Annotated in this window: 19 protein-coding genes; 7 read left to right on the top strand and 12 right to left on the bottom strand. The window is 68.0% G+C overall.

Annotation, left to right across the window (positions count from 1 at the left end):
• Positions 1 to 25: 25 nt before the first annotated feature.
• From ABDZ95_RS01650 to ABDZ95_RS01635, 4 genes are all read right to left on the bottom strand, one after another.
• Positions 26 to 664, bottom strand: a complete 639-nt coding sequence (locus ABDZ95_RS01650; protein ID WP_343789374.1) for an HD domain-containing protein — start codon at positions 662 to 664, stop codon at positions 26 to 28.
• A gap of 55 nt (positions 665 to 719) precedes the next feature.
• On the bottom strand, positions 720 to 1,283 hold the full coding sequence (locus ABDZ95_RS01645) for a helix-turn-helix transcriptional regulator (RefSeq protein ID WP_343789371.1): 564 nt from the start codon (positions 1,281 to 1,283) through the stop codon (positions 720 to 722).
• Positions 1,284 to 1,295: 12 nt separating this feature from the next.
• Positions 1,296 to 1,970, bottom strand: coding sequence for a bifunctional 4-hydroxy-2-oxoglutarate aldolase/2-dehydro-3-deoxy-phosphogluconate aldolase (locus ABDZ95_RS01640; RefSeq protein WP_343789368.1), 675 nt, complete (start codon positions 1,968 to 1,970; stop codon positions 1,296 to 1,298).
• 133 nt (positions 1,971 to 2,103) lie between these two features.
• Positions 2,104 to 2,922, bottom strand: a complete 819-nt coding sequence (locus tag ABDZ95_RS01635; RefSeq protein WP_343789365.1) for an alpha/beta hydrolase — start codon at positions 2,920 to 2,922, stop codon at positions 2,104 to 2,106.
• Positions 2,923 to 2,968: 46 nt separating this feature from the next.
• Between ABDZ95_RS01635 and ABDZ95_RS01630 the strand changes: the two genes are divergently transcribed.
• Positions 2,969 to 3,226, top strand: a complete 258-nt coding sequence (locus ABDZ95_RS01630) for an Lrp/AsnC ligand binding domain-containing protein (RefSeq protein ID WP_343789362.1) — start codon at positions 2,969 to 2,971, stop codon at positions 3,224 to 3,226.
• Here ABDZ95_RS01630 and ABDZ95_RS01625 read toward each other — a convergent pair.
• Entirely contained in the window at positions 3,192 to 3,668 is a 477-nt protein-coding gene (locus ABDZ95_RS01625; RefSeq protein ID WP_343789359.1) for a GNAT family acetyltransferase, read from the bottom strand. The genes ABDZ95_RS01630 and ABDZ95_RS01625 overlap by 35 nt on opposite strands.
• 210 nt (positions 3,669 to 3,878) lie before the next feature.
• Here ABDZ95_RS01625 and ABDZ95_RS01620 point away from each other — a divergent pair, with 210 nt between their 5' ends.
• The 5 genes from ABDZ95_RS01620 (at position 3,879) to ABDZ95_RS01600 (ending at position 8,892) form a co-directional block, all read left to right on the top strand.
• Entirely contained in the window at positions 3,879 to 5,060 is a 1,182-nt protein-coding gene (locus ABDZ95_RS01620; protein ID WP_343789356.1) for an acyl-CoA dehydrogenase family protein, read from the top strand.
• A gap of 143 nt (positions 5,061 to 5,203) precedes the next feature.
• Positions 5,204 to 6,322 (top strand): acyl-CoA dehydrogenase family protein, encoded by a 1,119-nt coding sequence (locus ABDZ95_RS01615; protein WP_343789353.1) that lies wholly within the window; start codon positions 5,204 to 5,206, stop codon positions 6,320 to 6,322.
• A 49-nt stretch (positions 6,323 to 6,371) separates the two neighbouring features.
• Positions 6,372 to 7,670 (top strand): homogentisate 1,2-dioxygenase, encoded by a 1,299-nt coding sequence (gene hmgA, locus ABDZ95_RS01610; protein WP_343789350.1) that lies wholly within the window; start codon positions 6,372 to 6,374, stop codon positions 7,668 to 7,670.
• Positions 7,670 to 8,050, top strand: a complete 381-nt coding sequence (locus ABDZ95_RS01605; protein WP_343789347.1) for a hypothetical protein — start codon at positions 7,670 to 7,672, stop codon at positions 8,048 to 8,050. Before hmgA ends, ABDZ95_RS01605 begins: the two co-directional genes overlap by 1 nt.
• Before the next feature lie 41 nt (positions 8,051 to 8,091).
• Positions 8,092 to 8,892, top strand: coding sequence for a DUF1295 domain-containing protein (locus ABDZ95_RS01600; protein ID WP_343789344.1), 801 nt, complete (start codon positions 8,092 to 8,094; stop codon positions 8,890 to 8,892).
• A gap of 96 nt (positions 8,893 to 8,988) precedes the next feature.
• On the opposite strand, the gene ABDZ95_RS01595 is transcribed toward ABDZ95_RS01600, so the two are convergent.
• The 6 genes from ABDZ95_RS01595 to ABDZ95_RS01570 all read right to left on the bottom strand — a co-directional run bounded on the left by ABDZ95_RS01595 (position 8,989) and on the right by ABDZ95_RS01570 (position 15,503).
• The gene (locus ABDZ95_RS01595; RefSeq protein WP_343789341.1) at positions 8,989 to 9,264 is read right to left on the bottom strand and encodes a hypothetical protein; all 276 of its coding nucleotides are present in this window, start codon (positions 9,262 to 9,264) and stop codon (positions 8,989 to 8,991) included.
• Between the two features lie 83 nt (positions 9,265 to 9,347).
• Positions 9,348 to 10,316 (bottom strand): glucokinase, encoded by a 969-nt coding sequence (gene glk / locus ABDZ95_RS01590; RefSeq protein ID WP_343789338.1) that lies wholly within the window; start codon positions 10,314 to 10,316, stop codon positions 9,348 to 9,350.
• Positions 10,317 to 10,381: 65 nt separating this feature from the next.
• Positions 10,382 to 12,271 (bottom strand): phosphogluconate dehydratase, encoded by a 1,890-nt coding sequence (edd, locus tag ABDZ95_RS01585; RefSeq protein WP_343789335.1) that lies wholly within the window; start codon positions 12,269 to 12,271, stop codon positions 10,382 to 10,384.
• Positions 12,271 to 12,987 carry a 6-phosphogluconolactonase gene (gene pgl / locus ABDZ95_RS01580; protein WP_343789333.1) on the bottom strand — a complete coding sequence of 239 codons (717 nt, stop codon included), beginning with the start codon at positions 12,985 to 12,987 and terminating at the stop codon, positions 12,271 to 12,273. The genes edd and pgl overlap by 1 nt, the downstream gene beginning before the upstream one ends.
• Positions 12,980 to 14,437 carry a glucose-6-phosphate dehydrogenase gene (gene zwf, locus ABDZ95_RS01575; RefSeq protein ID WP_343789330.1) on the bottom strand — a complete coding sequence of 486 codons (1,458 nt, stop codon included), beginning with the start codon at positions 14,435 to 14,437 and terminating at the stop codon, positions 12,980 to 12,982. The genes pgl and zwf overlap by 8 nt, the downstream gene beginning before the upstream one ends.
• A gap of 175 nt (positions 14,438 to 14,612) precedes the next feature.
• Positions 14,613 to 15,503, bottom strand: a complete 891-nt coding sequence (locus ABDZ95_RS01570; RefSeq protein WP_343789327.1) for a peptidase — start codon at positions 15,501 to 15,503, stop codon at positions 14,613 to 14,615.
• Positions 15,504 to 15,620: 117 nt separating this feature from the next.
• Here ABDZ95_RS01570 and ABDZ95_RS01565 point away from each other — a divergent pair, with 117 nt between their 5' ends.
• The gene (locus ABDZ95_RS01565; RefSeq protein ID WP_343789324.1) at positions 15,621 to 16,829 is read left to right on the top strand and encodes an NAD(P)/FAD-dependent oxidoreductase; all 1,209 of its coding nucleotides are present in this window, start codon (positions 15,621 to 15,623) and stop codon (positions 16,827 to 16,829) included.
• On the opposite strand, the gene ABDZ95_RS01560 is transcribed toward ABDZ95_RS01565, so the two are convergent.
• The gene (locus tag ABDZ95_RS01560; RefSeq protein ID WP_343789321.1) at positions 16,830 to 18,467 is read right to left on the bottom strand and encodes a putative bifunctional diguanylate cyclase/phosphodiesterase; all 1,638 of its coding nucleotides are present in this window, start codon (positions 18,465 to 18,467) and stop codon (positions 16,830 to 16,832) included. It abuts the gene before it with no gap.
• Between the last annotated feature and the right edge of the window lie 46 nt (positions 18,468 to 18,513).

The following is an 18,513-nucleotide window of genomic DNA, read 5'->3' as shown; positions in this document are numbered from 1 at the left end:
TCAGCGAAACCGGCGGTGGAGGGGGTCAGAAAGACGGCTTCAGCCAACCCCGGACGACGGCGTCGCGGATGATGGCCTCGGCCGCCGCCCACAGGGTCGGCGAGCCGTCGCCGATGCGCGAGGTCAGAGCCCGTTCGAGAGCCTCGTCGACGCCGTAGTCCGTCCATGTGCCGCCCCCGACGGCATGGTTCAGGAGAATGGGCTGGAGGCGGTCAATGGCCTTGGCGAAGCGGGCGTCGTCGGTCTCAGCCTGCTCGAACTCGTCCCACAATGCCCTCCATCGCGAGGCGTCAGACTCCGGAAGCAGGCCGTAGAGACGGTCGGCGGCCTTGGCCTCTCGCGCATCCTGCGTCGCTGCACCTCCGGTGTCGAACAGCGGGGTGTCGCCGCAGTCGATCTCGACCAGATCGTGGATCAGCAGCATGGAAACCACCCGCAGCGGATCGACCGGCCGCGCGGCGTATGCTGCGAGCAGCAGGGCGAACAGGGCGATGTGCCAGCTGTGTTCGGCGGTGTTCTCCCTGCGGGATCCATCGGCGATCCGGCTGCCCCGCAGAACGGATTTCAGCCGGTCGGCCTCCAGGAGGAAGCGGAACCGGCGGGCGAGGTCCGGATCGAGGGCGGCGAGCCAGCGGTCGGGTGCGTGCAGGGGAGAGGCGGGCATGGCCCGGCACTGGGCGCGATGAGGCGAGCGCGCCACGCATAAGATATGTCTTGTTTCAGATAGGGCGGGTTACGAGCCGCGCGGCGGACCCGTCGGACAGGACGATCCGTTCCCAGAGCATGGGGCCGGCCGCAATGCTGAGCTCGGTCGAGCCGTTGGCGCTGGTGGTTAGAGCAAGGGCGTGCGATCCGCGTCGGTCGCCCCAGCCGAGAGATGGAAGACGGGCCTCGGCGTCGCGGATGTCTTCGGTCGCGTAGCGCCACAGCGATATGCCGCAGGCCTCTGCGGCGCTGCGTCCCCACTCGCGCTCGCGGGCGGGCGAGGTGGCGAGCAGGCGGTGGGTGACATCGCAGATCAGATGCACCGGCAGGCTGGAGGTCTCGATCAATCGTCGAAGGCCGCTGTCCTGCGCCGGATCTAGGCGTGCGGAGAGAAGGTCCACCAGTCGGTCGCGCAGATGTCCTGACGGCGCATGCTCGCCGTGTTCGATACGGCTTATGATCGGCTGTCCGACACCGACAAGTTCGGCGACGTGCGACTGCTTCAGGCCGCGCGCACGACGCGCCAGCCGCAGGGCCTTGCCGAGGGGTAGGGCGGAGCAGCGGGGCAGCGACTCCATCGACCCGTGATCCTAGTTCGACGCCCGGAACGCGGCGATGGCGTCCACCGTCTTGCGCACCTGGGCTTCGATCCCCGCCCAATCGCCGGATTTCACGGCGGCGTCGGTGATCAGTTTCGAGCCCATGCCGGCCGCGACGATGCCCGAGCCGAACCATTTGGCGATGGAGGCCTCCTCGGGGTCGACGCCGCCGGTCGGCATGATCTTGGTCCAGGGCATCGGGCCCAGCACCGCCTTGACGAAGTCCGCGCCGCCGACCGAGGCACCCGGGAACAGCTTGACGATCTCGCAGCCCAGTTCGTGCGCCTGACCGATCTCGGTCACCGAGCCGCAGCCGGGGAAGTAGGCGGTCATGCGGCGGTTGCAGACCTTCGCCACGTCCTCGACGAGGCAGGGGCTGACGACGAAGCGGGCGCCGCGGTTCAGGTACAGGCTGGCCGTGCCCGCATCGACCACCGAGCCGATGCCGAGGATGATGTCCGGGTCGGTCTTCTGCAGCTCGCGGGCGATGTCGCCGAACAGGTCGACCGCGAAGTCGCCCCGGTTGGTGAACTCGATCGCCTTGGCCCCGCCACGCGAACAGGCGCGGATTACGTTCAGACAGACCTCCGGGTCCGCGTGATAGAAGACGGGGGCCACGCCCTGTGCTTCGAGGGCTTTGAGAACGGTCAGGCGGTCGTGGCGCATTTCAACTCCGCTCATCCCCGCGGAGGCGAGGATCCAGTGCTGTGTTCGCTATTTGATTATCCCAACGCACGGCGGCGTTGGAAGAACTCGATCCCCGCCTCCGCGGGGATGAGCGGAACATTGTGTTTCAGTATCAGGCTTTCGCCAGCGCCACGATCCGCCCCACCATCGCGCTGTCCGGTTCCAGCAGCGGCTCCAGCACGGTGAAGTGGTTCAGGCCGGGCAGGGCCTCGTAGCGGGTCTGGACGCCATTGTTGGCCCAGTGGTCGGCCATCATACGCGACTGGCGCAGGAACTCGGGGCTCTCGTCGCCGCCGACGATGCAGTCGAGAATGGTGCCGCCGGGCGTCGAGCCGTTGGGGACGGGCCAGAAGATCGGTGAGAGGGCGGCGGCCTCGTTGTCGTCGAGATCGAGCGCCGTGTTCAGCGAGGTGTGGACGAGGGGGCGCAGGTCGAACACACCGCTGATGGCGACGGCGGCCGAGGCGCGGGCCTCGGACAGCATGCAGGCCGACATGTGACCGCCGGCGGAATGGCCGAAGACGACGGGGCGCCGGCCGCCGTTGCGTTCGCGGATCAGGTCCACGGCGGCGCGCACCTGCTTCAGGATGGTCCCGAGCCGGACGGTCGGGGCCAGGTCGTAGGAGGGCACAGCGAGGCTGACGCCGTGATGCAGCAGGGCCGGGGCGATGCCGCTGAACCAGTCCTTGTCCAGCGCCTGCCAGTAGCCGCCGTGCAGGAAGACAGCGATCGGCGCATCGGGGCCGGCGGAGAACAGGTCCATGACCTCGCGCTCTCCCGAACCATAGGCGATCACTTCGGGCGGATGGGACGTGCGCGCCGCTTCTGCGGTCGCCTGCCAGCGCGCCATCGGGGCCATGTGGTCCAGTACGCGGGCGCGGTTGTTGTACTCCGCCTCGAGATCGATCTCGCCTGCCGCCTTATCAGTCACGCCGTCATCCGCTAGACCACCCGAAACGCCGGGAGAGACAGCCGCCATGATGACCGCCATCTTCGTCTTCATCAAATGCGAGCTGGGGCATGCCAATGACGTGGCCGCCGACATCGTCGACAACGTCGAATACGTCTCGGAAGTCTATTCGACATCGGGCCAGTACGACCTGCTGGCCAAGTTCTCGCTACCGAAGGAGCTCGACATCGGGACCTTCGTGACGAAGTCGGTGCAGACCCGCCCGAACATCCGCGACAGCTTCACCGTCATCACCTTCTCGCCGTTCCTGCCTTCGAACGGGTAGGCGTCCGCGCTTCGTCGCGGGCTTCCTCGGCGTCGTCGTCATCCCCGACCTTCTCCTCCACGGTCGCGGAGAGCCGCTGAAAGACCCCGAGGCCGACGAGCACCAGAATCGCCGCGACGATAAGGGCGGTGGGGTACAGCATCTGCGTGATGTCCTCCCTTGCTGTCTTGAAGACCATCACCAGGCCTTCGAGGAACAGGGCGATGATGATCGTCGACAGGAATTTGGTCAGGCTGCGTCGTGCCTCCGAAGCGCTTCGGCGTTCGGACCCACGGCGAACCTCGTCCTCGAAGAGATATTTGGCGACGTCGAAGACGGCGATGGCCACGATCACATAACCAAGGGTGTCGAGGATGGCGTCGGCGGAGCTCTCGCTGGAAGACGCGAAAGCCCCCGCCGCTTCGCGAAGACCGAGCGCGACCAACCCGACGGCGAGCAACATCAGGAGCAGGCTCGCCGCCGCGAAGACGGCGCGTGTGAGATAGGTCATGGGGTCCTCCGCCCTGCTAACGCAATCACATCGTCGAGCGTTGCCGCGACGTCACCGTGGTCAAACGCAACGGAGGGCTGCTAGCGTCTCGCCAAGAGGAAACGCGTCCCCGCTTTCGCGGGGATGACGAAACGCTGCAAAGGCGGGATCGACGAGGGACGCATGACCGATCTGGAGACCTTCCGCGCGGAGACGCGCGCGTGGCTGGAAGAGAACTGCCCGGCGGAGTGCCGTGGGCCGGTGGCCAGCGATGAGGACCGCGTCTGGGGCGGTCGCAACGCCGAGTTCCGCACGCCGGGTCACAAGCTCTGGATGGAGCGGATGGGCGCCCGCGGCTGGACCGCGCCGGAGTGGCCCAGTGAGTACGGCGGCGGCGGGCTGAGCCGCGAGGAGGCGAAGGTGCTGCGCTCGGAGATGCGCCGCATCGACGCCCAGGACCCGCTCTCCAGCTTCGGCATCTGGATGCTGGGGCCGGCCCTGCTGCAGTTCGGCAGCGAGGAGCAGAAGAAGCGCTTCCTGCCCGAGATCGTGCGCGGCGAGATCCGCTGGTGCCAGGGCTATTCCGAGCCGGGCGCCGGCTCTGACCTGGCCGGTCTGCAGACGCGCGCCGAGGACAGGGGCGACCACTGGATCGTCAACGGCCAGAAGATCTGGACCTCCTATGCCGATAAGGCCGACTGGATCTTCTGTCTGGTGCGGACGGACCCGGAAGCGCCCAAGCATCTGGGCATTTCCTTCGTCCTGTTCGACATGGCCACGCCGGGCGTGACCACGAAACCGATCACCCTGATCAGCGGCAAGAGCCCGTTCTGCGAGACCTTCTTCGACGATGTGCGGGTCGAGAAAGAGAACCTGATCGGCACGCTGAACCGCGGCTGGGACGTGGCCAAGGCGCTGCTGGCCCACGAGCGGACGATGATCGGCGCCATCGGCGACATCGGCGGCCGTCCGGTGGGACAGGTCGCCACGGACTCGATCGGCGTGGACGAGGAAGGCCGACTGGACGACGCCATGCTGCGCGCGAAGATCGCCGAGCTCGAGATCGACGCCGCCGCCTTCCGCCTGTCGATGGAGCGGGTCGGCGATCAGGTGAAGGCGCGGCAGGTGAACCCGGCCATCGCCTCGATGCTGAAATACTACGGCTCGGAGCTGAACAAGCGTCGGCACGAGCTGCTGATGGCGGCGGGCGGGGCCGATGCGCTGGAGTGGGAGAGCGACCGCTCCGACCACGGCGGCGCCGCGCGCGACTGGCTGCGGACCAAGGCCAACTCGATCGAGGGCGGCACCAGCGAGGTCCAGCTGAACATCATCGCCAAACACCTGCTGCAGCTGCCCGGCGCATAGGTCGCCATTTTCGTGATCGTCACCCTCGGGCTTGACCCGAGGGCCGGACGGTCAGCCGACTGTGCGTCTCTGGAGATGCACTGCCAGTTCAACATCCGATCCTCGGGTCAAGCCCGAGGATGACGGTGGAAAGAGACCGGACCATGCCTCTGATCCTGACCGAAGAGCAGACCATGCTGAAGGACGCCGCCGACGGCTTCCTGAACGATAACGCGCCCATCGCCCACCTGCGCAAGCTGCGGGACAGCCGCGACGCCGACGGCGTCTCGCGCGACCTGTGGAAGGCGTTCGGCGAGATGGGCTTCGCCGGCGTGATCATCCCCGAGGAGCACGGCGGCTCGGGGCTGGGCGCGGTCGAGGCCGGGGTCGTGGCCGAGGCGTTGGGCCGGACCCTGACGCCGTCGCCCTTCATGGGGTCGGGCGTGCTGTCGGCGACGGTGCTGAAGGGTGGATCGGCCGAGCAGCAGGCGGCGTGGCTGCCCCGGATCGCGGCGGGCGAGGCCATCGTGTCGCTGGCGGTGGACGAGGGCGCCAAGCATGCGCCGGCGAAGATCGCGACCGTGGCCGAGCGCTCGGGCAATGGCTTCAGGCTGAACGGCGCCAAGGGCTTCGTGCTGGACGGCCATGTCGCCGACGCCCTGATCGTGGCGGCGCTGACGGAGAACGGGCTGACCCTGTTCCTGGTCGATCCGAAGACGACGGGCGTGGAGATCGAGCGTACCGTCATGGTCGACGCGCACAATGCGGCGCGGGTGTTCCTGACGGATGTCGAGGTCGATGCGGATGCGGTGATCGGCACGGTCGACGGCGGCGAGCCGCTGCTGGAGGGCGCGCTGAACCTGGGTCGGGCCTGCGCCGCCGCGTCGCTGAACGGGGCCGGGGATCAGGCCTTCCAGCTGACGCTGGAATACCTTCGCACCCGCAAGCAGTTCGGCAAGCTGATCGGCGAGTTCCAGTCGCTGCAGCACCGCGCCGCCCATCTGTTCACCGAGATCGAGATCGCCCGCGCGGCGGTGATCGGCGCCCTGCAGGCGCTGGACGGGGGCAAGGACCACGGCGCGCTGGCCGTCTCGGTCGCCAAGGCCAAGGCCGGCAAGGTGGCCGAACTGGCGGTGCAGGAGGCGGTGCAGATGCACGGCGGCGTCGGCATGACCGACGAGTTCGATGTCGGCCTGTTCATGAAGCGCGTCCGCGTGTTGAACGAACTGCTGGGCGACGCGGGCTTCCATCAGGAGCGGATGGCGCAGGCCAGGGGGTTCTAGTTTCCCCGGCCCGGGCGCCGTAAACCTCCCCGCAAGGGAGACACGCACCATGACGACGCGAGCCAACGCGCCTGAGTATCTGACCGGCTTCGGCAATCATTTCGTGACGGAGGCCGTCGCGGGGGCGCTGCCGGAGGGGCGGAACTCGCCGCAGCGGGCGCCGATGGGGCTGTATGCCGAGCAGCTGTCGGGGACGGCGTTCACGGCGCCGCGCACCGAGAACCGCCGCAGCTGGCTGTATCGCCTGCGGCCCTCGGCGCAGCATCCGGCCTATCGTCCATTTTCGCAGGGCAGGGTGCGGTCGGGGCCGTTCCATGAGGCGCCGCCGAGCCCGAACCGGATGCGCTGGGACCCGCTGCCGATCCCGACGGAGCCGACCGACTGGGTCGAGGGTCTGACGACCTATGGCGGCAACGGCGATGCAGAGGCCGGGCTGGGCACGGGGATCCACCTGTACGCCGCCAACCGCTCGATGACGGATCGCGTCTTCTACTGCGCCGACGGCGAACTGCTGATCGTGCCGCAGCAGGGCGAGCAGGCCTTTGTCACCGAGATGGGCCGCATCGACGCCCGCGCCGGCGAGATCGTCGTCATCCCGCGCGGCGTGCGTTTCCGCGTCGAGTGCAGCGGGCCGATCCGGGGCTATGTGTGCGAGAACTACGGCGCGCCGTTCCGCCTGCCGGACCTGGGGCCGATCGGCTCGAACGGCCTGGCCAATCCGCGCGACTTCCAGACGCCGGTCGCCTGGTTCGAGGACGTCGATCGCCCGACCGAGTGCGTGCAGAAGTTCGGTGGCCGGCTGTATGTCACCACTTTCGATCACAGCCCGCTGGATGTGGTCGGCTGGCACGGCAACAATGCACCGTACAAGTACGACACGGCACGGTTCAACACGATCGGCACGGTCAGCTTCGACCACCCGGATCCGTCGATCTTCACGGTGCTGACCAGCCCGTCGGACACGCCGGGCACGGCCAACTGCGACTTCGTCATCTTCCCGCCGCGCTGGATGGTGGCCGAGGACACCTTCCGTCCGCCGTGGTTCCACCGGAACGTCATGAGCGAGTTCATGGGTCTGGTGATCGGTGAGTATGACGCCAAGGAGGGCGGCTTCGCCCCCGGCGGCGCATCGCTGCACAACTGCATGAGCGGGCACGGGCCGGATCAGGCCAGCTACGACAAGGCGGTCGCGGCGGAACTGAAGCCGGTGAAGATCGATAACACCCTGGCCTTCATGTTCGAGACGCGCATGCCGATCCGCACCACGGAATGGGCGCAAACGTCACCGACCATGCAGCTGGACTACGACGACGTATGGACCGGATTCGAAAAGGGACGGGTGGACTGATGCGATTTGCGATTCTCGCCACTGCGGCGCTGATGCTGGCGGCCTGCCAGCCGCAGGCGGCCGACCCCGAAGTCTCCATCCCGCGTCCGACGGTGACGCGCGAGCTGCAGAACGCGACGCCGGCCGAGTGCGCCACGGCGGGCGGGACGATGCGTCCGGTCGGTCGCGCGCAGACGATGCAGTGCGTGGTCGCCTATGCCGACGCCGGCAAGCGCTGCACGACCGGATCGGACTGTCAGGGCGACTGCCGCGTCGAGACCGCGCCGTTCCCGGAGGCCGGCGCGAATGCGGTCGGCCGCTGTCAGGCGGACAGCCAGCCCTTCGGCTGCCACGCACGTGTCGAGAACGGCAAGGCGACGCCGGCGATCTGCATCGACTGATCGTGACGCATCCAATGCGGGGATGAGCGCGTAATCGGGGAATGACCTTCCCCGAGATCGCCGCCCTGCTGGGCTTCAACCTGCTGCTGATCGTGGTCGTGATGCTGGCCCTGTGGGGGCTGGCGACGCGGCTGAAGGACGTCAGCTTCATCGACGGCGCATGGCCGCTGGGCATGCTGTTCCTCGCGCTGGCGACATGGCCGCGCACGGAAGGCGATCCCACCCGGACGTGGCTGCTGATCTGGCTGTGCGGCGTCTGGGCCGTGCGGCTGGGCTGGCATCTGCTGTCCCGGTGGAAACGGCAGGGTGCGGACGGGCGCTATACGGAGCTGGTCGAGAACCAGACAAGCAAGGGCCGCAGCTTTGCGATGGCGGCCCTCTTGTTCGTCTTCCTGCCGCAGGCGGTGTTCCTGTGGCTGACCTGCTTGCCGGTGCAACTGGGACAGGTGGATGCGGCGCCGGCCGTGGGTTGGCTGGGCTGGACCGGGGCCGCTCTGGCGGTGATCGGCATTGGCTTCGAAAGCATCGGCGACGCGCAGTTGTCGGCGTTCAGGAAGGACCCGAAGAACAAGGGCAAGGTGCTGGACACCGGCCTGTGGCGATACACCCGGCACCCCAACTATTTCGGCGACGCCTGCGTCTGGTGGGGGCTGTATCTCATCGCGGCAGAGACGGAGGCCGGGCGGTGGGCGATCCTCGGGCCGATCTTCCTGACCTTCACCCTGACCCGCTGGAGCGGCATCGGGATCACCGAGAAGGCAGTGACGAAGTCACGGCCCGGCTATGCGGACTATGTAAAGCGCACCAGCGCCTTCATCCCATGGCCGCCGAAGAAGGCCTGATCCGGACAAGGAAAGACCCCCGCCGCGAACCGCGACGGGGGCCTGCCTTCTGAAGTCAATCAGCCGGAGGTCATGACCCTCCGGAACGCGTTCGTCTTACTGGGCCGGAGCCGGGGCCATCTCGTTCGACGACGGCGAGGTGTTCGGCGTGTTGGCGGTGGTCATGCCGCCGTCGGCGTTGCCGGCCTGCTGTTCGATGCGGTCGGCCTCGGCGTTCAGAGCCTGCTCCTGGGCTTCGTTCGGGGTCGCAGCGGCCTGGGCTTCCAGGGCGTCAGCCTGTTGTTCCGCGGCCTTGTCGGCGGCGCTTTCACCGCAGGCGGCGAGGCCGGCGAAGGCGAAGGCGGCGGCGGAGGCGATGATCAGTTTACGCATGGAATAGCTTCCTTCCTGGTATGGAAACCGGGAAACGTCGCTCCCTCCGAAATGGTTCACGGTCTCGTGTAATTATTGTGAGGTCAGTTTGCCGAGAAGGCCACACGCGCGGCTCCGAGAAGCGCCGCGTGCTTGTGCAGGATCACCTTGGTCGGGATGGCCGCCATGTAGTCCTTGAACCGGCCCTTGCGCTCAAACCGCTCACGGAAGGGGCTGGCCTTCAGGAAGGGCAGGATGCGCGGGGCGATCCCGCCGGCGATATAGACGCCACCGCGCGCGCCGGTGGTCAGGGCGATGTCGCCGGCCGCGGCGCCGAGGATGGCGCAGAACCGGGCGAGGGTGGCGCCGCAGTGGCTGCGCGGGTCTTCCAGCGCCTCGGCCGTGATCAGCGCCGGGTCGTCGATATGGGTCTCGCGGCCGTCTATCTCCGCCAGGGCGCGGTGCATGTTCAGCAGGCCAGGGCCGCAGATCAGACGCTCGATCGACACCCGCTCGTAGCGACGGCGAAGGATGCGCAGGATCTCGTCCTCGACGGCGTCGCCGGGGGCGAAGCAGGCGTGGCCGCCCTCGGACGGCATGGCGATTTCGCCGCCCCGTCCGTCACGCGCCAAGGCCGAGACACCGAAGCCGGTGCCCGGCCCGAGCACCGCGATGGCGGCGTCATTGTCGCCCGCGTCCGGTCCGCCCAGCGAGGCGAGCTCGGCGTCGGGCACCACAGGCGCGCCCCAGGCGAGGGCCTCGAAATCATTGATCAGGCGCACCGGGTTCAGCCCGAGGGTCTGCAGCTCGCTTTCCGACACGCGCCACGGCGAGTTGGTCAGATCGATCTCGCCGTCGGTGACCGGTCCGGCCACGGCGATGACGCCGCCGGTCGGCTTGACCTCGCAGCCGTCGATGAAGGCCTTCACGCCCTCAAGGAAGGTCGGATAGGTCTCGGCCGGGAAGCTCTCGTGATGCTCCAGCGTCGGGCGGCCGTCGACCATGTGCGCGATCGCGAAGCGCGCATTGGTGCCGCCGACATCGCCGACCAGAAGGGTGCGGGCTTCGGTCATGATTTCCTTTCGCCCTATGCTCGCAACGCGGTTGCTCGCGACCTGGGGCGCTCCCTGTTGTTCTTTTATGCGTCCACCGCGCGGTCGACCACGTTCGGATCGGGCGGGGTGTCGGTGTGTTCGGTCGCGCCGGGCGTCGGCTGGAAGCAGACGGAGGCGCCTTCTTCCGCAGTCGAGACCACGTGGCGGAAGGCCCCGAAGAGCTCCCGGCCATAGCCCCAGGATGAGCCGTCGGTGTGGGCCTCGGAGCGCCGGGCGGCAGGTCGGGTGTTCAGGTCCACGCCAACCGTCGTCAGCACGCCGGTCTCGGCGTCCAGCCGGATGATGTCGCCGTCGCGGACATGAGCGAGCGGTCCGCCGGCCAGCGCCTCGGGGCTGACGTGGATGGCCGCGGGGGTCTTGCCCGAGGCGCCGGACATGCGGCCGTCGGTGACGAAGGCGACCTTGAAACCCTTGTCCTGCAGCACGCTGAGCGCCGGCGACAGGCTGTGCAGCTCGGGCATGCCGTTGGCGCGCGGGCCCTGAAAACGCAGGACGAGGACAACGTCGCGGTTCAGCTTGCCCTCCTTGAAGGCCTGAAGCGCATCTTCCTGCGTCTCGAACACGGCGGCGGGCGCCTCGACGATGCGGTTCTCCGGCTTGACCGCCGAGACCTTGATCACGGCGCGGCCGAGGTCGCCCTGGACCAGCCGCAGGCCGCCATCCTTCTGGAACGGAACGGAGGCCGGGCGCAGGATGTCGAGGTCGAGGCTTTCGCTGACGCCGTCGCGCCAGACCAGCTCGCCGTCGACCATGGACGGCTCCTGGAAATAGGCCTCGATCCCGTCGCCCATGATGGTGGTGACGTCGGCGTGCAGGTTGCCGTTCTGCGCCAGTTCGCGGGCGACGAAGGCGACACCGCCGGCAGCCTGGAAGGCGTTCACATCGGCCGAGCCGTTCGGATAGACGCGGGCCAGAAGCGGCGTCACCGACGACAGCTGGTCCATGTCGGTCCAGTCGATCAGCACGCCGGCCGAGCGGGCCATGGCGACCAGATGGATGGCGTGGTTGGTCGAGCCGCCGGTGGCCAGCAGGGCCACGATCATATTGACGATGGTGCGCTCGTCCACGACGTCGGCCATGCGGCCGCGACCCTCGCGCGCCATTTTGATCGCCTGTTTCGCCGCGGCGGCGGTCAGGGCGTCGCGCAGGCCGGTCTCCGGATGGACGAAGGCGGTCGAGGGCATGTGCAGCCCGGCCAGCTCCATCATCATCTGGTTGGAGTTGGCGGTGCCGTAGAAGGTGCAGGTGCCCGGCGAGTGATAGCTGCCGATCTCGCTTTCCAGCAGGGTCTGACGGTCGACCTGGTTCTGGGCGTAGAGGGCGCGGACGCGGGCCTTCTCGGCATTGGGAATGCCCGATGGCATCGGACCGGCCGGGGCGAACACGACCGGCAGGTGGCCGAAGGCCAGAGAGCCCATGAACAGGCCCGGCACGATCTTGTCGCAGACGCCCAGCATCAGGCCTGCGTCGAAGGCGTCGTGGGTCAGGGCGATGCCCGCCGACATGGCGATCAGGTCTCGGCTGAACAGCGACAGCTCCATGCCCGGACGGCCCTGGGTGACGCCGTCGCACATGGCGGGCGTGCCGCCGGCGACCTGGGCGGTGGCGCTGACCTCGCGTGCGGCGGCGCGGACGACATCGGGGTAGCGCTCGAACGGCTGATGCGCCGACAGCATGTCGTTGTAGGCGGTGACGATGCCGAGGTTGGGCTGGGCGCCCGACATGGCCGTCAGCTTGTCCTTGATCGGAGCGCCGGCGAAGGCGTGGGCCCAGTTGGCGCAGGACAGTTTGGCGCGGCCCACGCCGCTGTCGCGGGCGGCGTCCATGCGGCGGATGTAGTCGGCGCGGGTGCGGGCGCTGCGGTCGCGGATGCGGTCGGTGACCTGGGCGACGACCGGGTTCAGTTTCGTCATCAGGCCTTCTCCGTCCAGACGACCTGCAGCGGCACACCGGCGGCGATCAGGGCGGCGATGGGCTGGATCTTCGGATCGCCCGCCGCCTCGCGTTCGAACACCTCGCGCTTCTTCGCGCCGGTCAGGGCCAGCACCACGGTGCGCGCGGTCATCAGCCAGGGCAGGTTGATCGACAGCCGCTCAAGGCTGGGCGCCATGCCGTCGCGGCCGTGAGGCACGCCCAGAACAGCGGGCTTGAGATCGGGGGTGAGCAGGGTCTTCAGGGTCGGGCTTTCGGGGAACATGGAGCAGATATGGCCATCCTCCCCCATGCCGAGAAGGACGGCGTCCAGATGGTCGCCCTCTGCGGCCAGCGCCTTGCCGGCGATGGCGGCGGCGCGGTCGACCGTGACCTCGGCATGATACAGCGGCAGGAAGCGCGCGGCGGTGGCCGGGCCGGTCATCAGGGCCTTCTTGATCAGGGTCGCGTTCGAGTCCGGCGAGGTCTCGGGCACATAGCGCTCGTCGATCAGGGTCACGACGACCTTCGACCAGTCGAGGTCCGATCCCGCCATGCGGCGGTAGATCGGCGATGGCGTCGAACCGCCGGAGCCGGCGAAGATCGCCTTGCCGGTCTCCGCCACGGCCGCAGACAGGCTCGCGATCAGGCGCTCAGAGCAAGCGTCGGCCCAGGCTGCGCCGTCGGCGAAGGTCTCGATGGTCGGGGCCTCAGCCATTCTTCGTGTTCCACGCGCGGCCGGTGCGCTCCAGCAGGAAGTCGGCCTCGCCGGGCCCCCACGTTCCGGCCTTGTATTCGATGGGTTTGACGTTGCCGTCGGTCCAGGCCTGCGAGACCTCGTCGACCCATTTCCATGCCTGCTCGGCCTCGTCGCGGCGGACGAACAGGGTGGAGTCGCCGTTCAGGGCGTCCAGCAGAAGGCGCTCGTAGGCGATCCGGCGGCGGGGCGGCTTGGCGTCCTTGTCGTCCTGGCCCCACGACAGGGACATGCGGATCGGCTGCAACTGCATGCGCTGGTCCAGACCGGGGCGCTTGTTCATCACCGACAGGGAGATGTCTTCCTGCGGCTGGAGCTCGATCACCAGCCGGTTGGCGGTGACCTGACCGCGGTCGTTGTCGAAGATCGAGTGTGGCAGTTCCTTGAACTGGATCACGATCTCGGTGCGCTTCTCCGGCAGGCGCTTGCCGGTGCGCATGAAGAAGGGGACTCCGGCCCAGCGCCAGTTGTCGATGTCGGCGCGGATGGCGACGAAGGTCTCGGTGTCCGAATCCAGCCCGCGCTCGTCGTCGTAGCCGGGGACCTGTTCGCCCTCGCTCTTACCCGCCACATACTGGCCCCGCACAGTGACGCGCTCGGCCTCCTCAGGCGTGATGCGACGCAGGGATCGCAGCACCTTGACCTTCTCGTTGCGGACCGAGTCCGGGTCGAGGTCGGACGGGGGCTCCATGGCGACCAGACACAGCAGCTGCAGCATGTGGTTCTGCAGCATGTCCTTCAGGGCGCCGTACTCGTCGTAATAGGGCCAGCGGTCGCCGACGCCGACGGTCTCGCCCACGGTGATCTGGACGTGGTCGATCGACAGGTTGTTCCAGAGCGGCTCGAAGATGGTGTTGCCGAAGCGCAGGGCGATCAGGTTCTGGACCGTCTCCTTGCCGAGGTAGTGGTCGATGCGGAACACCTGATGTTCGTCGAAGGCGTCCGAGACGGCGTCGTCGATCTCGCTGAAGGTTTGCAGGTCGCGGCCGACGGGCTTTTCCAGCACCACACGATCGCCCGGCTCGGCCAGGCCGGCGGCGCGCATGGCGGTGACGATGCGGGCGTACAGCGAGGGGGAGACTGCGAGGAAGCTGGTGCACTCGCCTTCGCCGACCTTATCCTTGAGCGGCTTCAGGCTCTCGGCCGAGGTGGCGTCGACGGCGAGGTAGTCGAGGCGTTGCTCCATCCGCGCCCACGCTTCGGGGGACCAGGCGTCGTCGGCTTTCGCCTTGCTCTCGACGGAGGCGCGAACCTTGGAGACATACTCGTCGCGGCTCTCTTCCGAGCGGGCGGCGCCGATGATCTTCAGACCGTCGGGCAGCAGGCCGTCGTGCTCGAGGAAATAGAGCGAAGGCAGAAGCATCCGCATGGCGAGGTCGCCGCCGCCGCCGAACAGCACCAAGGCCGCCATCCGTGCTCCTTCGCTCGTTGAACCCGTGTCGATGACAGGGTCTTTGGCCGGTTACGCCCGTCCCGCCAACACGTCGCGTCCCAGCTGAAACACCATGTGACGGCGAAGCTGAAACGAAAACGGACGCCGGGGGTCAATCCCCGGCGTCCGTGCGGGTTCCCGCTGGCGGGAAGTCCTAGTCCAGTTCGGTCACGATCAGGGTCGCCGGCGTGGTGCCGCCGCCGTAGGTGCCGACCCAGATGTCGTAGGTGCCGGAGGCGGGCTTGGCGAAGTAGACGCGGGCGTTGGTGCTGCCCGCGCTATCGTCGTCGCAATACCACTGACCATCCGGACCATTCACGACCAGGGTCGTGTCGCGGCCAGCCTCCGTGCGGATCGACAGCGGCAGCGAGCCTGCGTTGTAGGTGATCTGATAGTCGGGCGCCGTGGCGATGGAACCCGTGCACGAGGACGAGACGTTCGACGCCGGGATGTTGCCGCCGGCCGTCAGCGACACGCGACGGGGATCGGGCTGGAAGCCGGAATTCAGGGTGATCTCGCCGAAGGTGGCGCGCAGGCTGGCGTTCGGATAACCGCCCGAGTTGTTGGTGTTGCCGTTGCCGCCATCGGTGCTCAGCTCGGTGACAAACAGGGTCGCCGGGGTGGTGCCCCCGCCGTAGGTGCCGACCCAGATGTCATACGTGCCCGACCGCGGCGTGTTGAAGGTGACCTGCGGATTGACGCCGCCGTTCGAGTCGTCGTCGCAATACCACCGGCCGTCCGGCCCGTTGACGACAAGCGTCGTGTCGGACGTGGCGTTGACGTAGAAGTACAGCGGCATGGAGCCGGATGTGTAGGTGACCTCATAGTCCGGCGCGCGTGCGATGGAGCCCCGGCAAGGCGATCCGATGTTCGTGGCGTCGATCGAGCCGCCTGCGGTCAGGCTTATGCTATGCGGGTCCGGCGTGAAGCCCGCGGACAGGCGCACCGAGCCATAGGTGGCGGTTGCGGATGCATCCTGGGCCTGGACGGCGGAGGCCATACCCAGAGCGGCCGTCAGGGCGGCCAGAAGAGCGGTGAACTTCATTTCAATTGATCCCCCAAGTTCGGATGACGACGTTCTCACGAGCCGGCGCGTCCGGCAATCTCCGAGACGACAAGAACAGGCTTGGCGCAAGCCGGGCAAAGGCACTACTTCCGGAACATGACAAAGGTCCTGATCATCGGCGCCGGACATGCCGGCGGAAGCGCAGCGGCGTTCCTGCGCCAGTACGGCCATGAGGGGCCGATCATTCTGGCCGGTGAGGAAATGGCGCCACCCTATCAGCGGCCGCCGCTGTCCAAGGCGTGGCTGAAGGGCGAGGCGGGGCTGGAGGATCTGCTGCTACGGCCGGAGAGTTTCTACGCCGAGCAGGATATCGAACTGCGTGTCGGGGTCACGGCGACGTCCATCGACCCCGCGTCGAAGACGGCGGTCTTCGCGGACGGGACGATCGAGGGCTGGGACGTGTTGATCCTCGCCACAGGCTCGACCGCGCGGCGCCTGTCCGTGCCCGGTTTCGACCGGCCGGACCTGCTGGAGCTGCGCACGCTGGAGCATGCCGAGGCGCTGAAGGCCTCGCTCGGGCCGGGACGGAAACTGGTGATCGTGGGCGGGGGCTATGTCGGTCTGGAGGCCGCGGCTTCTGCGCGCGCTCTGGGTGCGGACGTGGTCCTGATCGAGCGGATGGATCGGGTGCTGGCGCGGGTGGCGTCGGAGCCGTTGTCGGACTTCTTCACCGGACGGCATCGCGCCGAGGGTGTCGAGATCCTGACCTCGGCGGAAGTCGTGGGCTTTGAGGATGGCGGCGTGCGTCTGGCGGACGGGGCGCTGGTCGAGGGTGATTCGGTGCTGGTCGGCATCGGCGCGCTGGCGTGCGACGGGCTGGCCGCTGCCGCCGGACTGTCGTGCAGCAATGGCGTGGTGGTGGACGAGGCCGCCCGGACCTCGGACCCGTCCATCTTCGCGATCGGTGACATGACCTTCCGGCCGGTGCCGGTTCATGGGGGACAGATGCACCGACTGGAAAGCGTGCCCAACGCGCTGGAGCAGGCGAAACAGGCGGCCGCCGCAATCGTCGGCCGCCCGTCGCCGACTCCGGAGGTTCCGTGGTTCTGGTCGGACCAGTACGACCTGAAACTGCAGATCGCCGGCCTTCCGACCGAGGCGGATCGTCAGCTTGTGCGTGGCGACCCCGCGACCGGCAGTTTCGCGGTCTTCCATCTGGCCGGCGATCGCATCGTCTGCGTCGAGGCGGTCAATGCGCCTGCGGAGTTCATGGCGGGCAAGCTGATGATCGGGAAGGCCACTCCGGTCGATGACGGGCGTCTGGCCGATCCGACCGTGACGATGAAGCAGGTCGCCGCGGGCTGATCAGGCGGCGGCGGTCGTCGAGAGGCCGGCGGGCCCGTTGAGGCGTTCGATCAGGGCGTGCAGCGGCTTGGGACGCCCGATCAGGAATCCCTGGGCCATGTCGCAGCCCATGCCGCGCAACAGGGCCAGGGTGGTCGGGCTCTCCACGCCCTCGGCCGTGATCCGCAGGCCGAGCCCGTGCGCCAGATCGATGGTCGACTTGACCAGCAGGGCATCGCGCGAGGACTTGTCCATGCCCATGACGAAAGCCTTGTCGATCTTCAGTTCGTCGGCGGGGATGCGCTTCAGGTAGGCGAGCGACGACAGCCCCGAGCCGTAGTCATCCAGAGACACGCAGACGCCGGCGTCCTTGAAGCGGCCGATCATCGCCAGCGCACGTTCGGAGTTGTCCATCACCGCGGTCTCGGTGATCTCGAAGCACAGCCGGGCGCCGGACTCGGTGATCGCGGCCAGCACCTCTTCGGCGAAGGTCTCGTCGGTCAGGAGCCGGCCCGAGATGTTCACCGACATGAGGATGTCGTGACCGGCCGCCGCGAGGGCGCGCTGGTCGACGATCGCACGGCGGATCACCCACTCGGTCAGGGGGCGGATGTGGCCGGTCTCCTCGGCCATGCCGACGAACAGGTCAGGCGGCACGACGCCGCGACGGGGGTGGGTCCAGCGCGCGAGAGCCTCGACCCCGGTTATGCCTTCCGCACGGAAGTCGTACTTGGGCTGATAGGCCAGCGAGAACTCGCCGTTGCGCAGCGCTGCCATCAGCTCCGAGATCAGGGACAGGTTTCCGCCCGGATCCCCGTACTCCGACGGGTTGAACAGGGCGGCGCTGCGGCGGGTGCGGCGCGCCTGTTCGATGGCGATGGCGGCGCGATCGACCGGGGAGGCAGTGTCGGACGATGCCGCGCGACCGGCGACGCCGGCGGTGACGGCGATGTCGACGGGAGCGCCGTTGACCTTCACCGGCGCATGGGCGGCCTCGCACAGGCGTCGGGCGATGATCAGGGCGTCGGATCCCGTCTCCGCGGTAATCACGACGCCAAGGGCGCCGGCGCCCACGCGCGCGACCGGCGCACCTTCGGCAAGGGCGGAGATGCGCTGGCCCAGTGCGGTCACCAGCCGGGCCATGGAGTCGTAGCCGATGGCGTTGCGCACGACCTCGAACCGGTCGAGGCCGAACAGGATCACCCAGGCGTCGCTCTGCTGCGCGGCCATGCGTTCGAGCGCCAGCCGGTTCGGCAGTCCGCTCTCCATGTCATGCAGCGCCATGTGCGTCAGGCGGGCCTCGCGATCCCTGAGATCGCGGATCATCACGTTGAAGCTGGCGGCGAGGCGGCCGATCTCGTCATTCGACGTGACCGGGACCTCGATGTGTTCGCCCTGCTGCAACCTGTGCACCGCCTCGTCGAGGTCCGAGATCGGGCGAGCCAGACTGCGTGACAGGAACCAGGCGCCGATCACCACGCCGGTCAGGCCCAGAATGCAGATGAGGCCGAGGGAGACGAAGACCGTCTGGTAGACCGCGGTCGCAGCGCCGGCGCCGTTCTCATCGATCGCGCGCGCACTATCCCTGACGGCGCTGACGACCGCTATCGCGGTCACGCCAAGCGCGACGCTGAACAGCCCGGCGTACAGGATTGTCATTCGTGTCCGCAGGTTGCGGAAACCCGACCAGCCGCGAGGGGATCGG

The sequence above is a fragment of the Brevundimonas kwangchunensis genome (assembly GCF_039523815.1).
GTDB classification, from domain to species: Bacteria; Pseudomonadota; Alphaproteobacteria; order Caulobacterales; family Caulobacteraceae; genus Brevundimonas; species Brevundimonas kwangchunensis.
This window is presented reverse-complemented; position numbering and strand designations above follow the sequence as displayed.

Bases quoted from the DNA above. Each gene is read 5' to 3' on its own strand.
- ABDZ95_RS01650 (WP_343789374.1), bottom strand. From the start codon at position 664: ATGCCCGCCTCTCCCCTGCACGCACCCGACCGCTGGCTCGCCGCCCTC.
- ABDZ95_RS01645 (WP_343789371.1), bottom strand. From the start codon at position 1,283: ATGGAGTCGCTGCCCCGCTGCTCCGCCCTACCCCTCGGCAAGGCCCTG.
- ABDZ95_RS01640 (WP_343789368.1), bottom strand. From the start codon at position 1,970: ATGCGCCACGACCGCCTGACCGTTCTCAAAGCCCTCGAAGCACAGGGC.
- ABDZ95_RS01630 (WP_343789362.1), top strand. From the start codon at position 2,969: ATGATGACCGCCATCTTCGTCTTCATCAAATGCGAGCTGGGGCATGCC.
- ABDZ95_RS01625 (WP_343789359.1), bottom strand. From the start codon at position 3,668: ATGTTGCTCGCCGTCGGGTTGGTCGCGCTCGGTCTTCGCGAAGCGGCG.
- ABDZ95_RS01620 (WP_343789356.1), top strand. From the start codon at position 3,879: ATGACCGATCTGGAGACCTTCCGCGCGGAGACGCGCGCGTGGCTGGAA.
- ABDZ95_RS01615 (WP_343789353.1), top strand. From the start codon at position 5,204: ATGCCTCTGATCCTGACCGAAGAGCAGACCATGCTGAAGGACGCCGCC.
- hmgA (WP_343789350.1), top strand. From the start codon at position 6,372: ATGACGACGCGAGCCAACGCGCCTGAGTATCTGACCGGCTTCGGCAAT.
- ABDZ95_RS01605 (WP_343789347.1), top strand. From the start codon at position 7,670: ATGCGATTTGCGATTCTCGCCACTGCGGCGCTGATGCTGGCGGCCTGC.
- ABDZ95_RS01600 (WP_343789344.1), top strand. From the start codon at position 8,092: ATGACCTTCCCCGAGATCGCCGCCCTGCTGGGCTTCAACCTGCTGCTG.
- ABDZ95_RS01595 (WP_343789341.1), bottom strand. From the start codon at position 9,264: ATGCGTAAACTGATCATCGCCTCCGCCGCCGCCTTCGCCTTCGCCGGC.
- glk (WP_343789338.1), bottom strand. From the start codon at position 10,316: ATGACCGAAGCCCGCACCCTTCTGGTCGGCGATGTCGGCGGCACCAAT.
- edd (WP_343789335.1), bottom strand. From the start codon at position 12,271: ATGACGAAACTGAACCCGGTCGTCGCCCAGGTCACCGACCGCATCCGC.
- pgl (WP_343789333.1), bottom strand. From the start codon at position 12,987: ATGGCTGAGGCCCCGACCATCGAGACCTTCGCCGACGGCGCAGCCTGG.
- zwf (WP_343789330.1), bottom strand. From the start codon at position 14,437: ATGGCGGCCTTGGTGCTGTTCGGCGGCGGCGGCGACCTCGCCATGCGG.
- ABDZ95_RS01570 (WP_343789327.1), bottom strand. From the start codon at position 15,503: ATGAAGTTCACCGCTCTTCTGGCCGCCCTGACGGCCGCTCTGGGTATG.
- ABDZ95_RS01565 (WP_343789324.1), top strand. From the start codon at position 15,621: ATGACAAAGGTCCTGATCATCGGCGCCGGACATGCCGGCGGAAGCGCA.
- ABDZ95_RS01560 (WP_343789321.1), bottom strand. From the start codon at position 18,467: ATGACAATCCTGTACGCCGGGCTGTTCAGCGTCGCGCTTGGCGTGACC.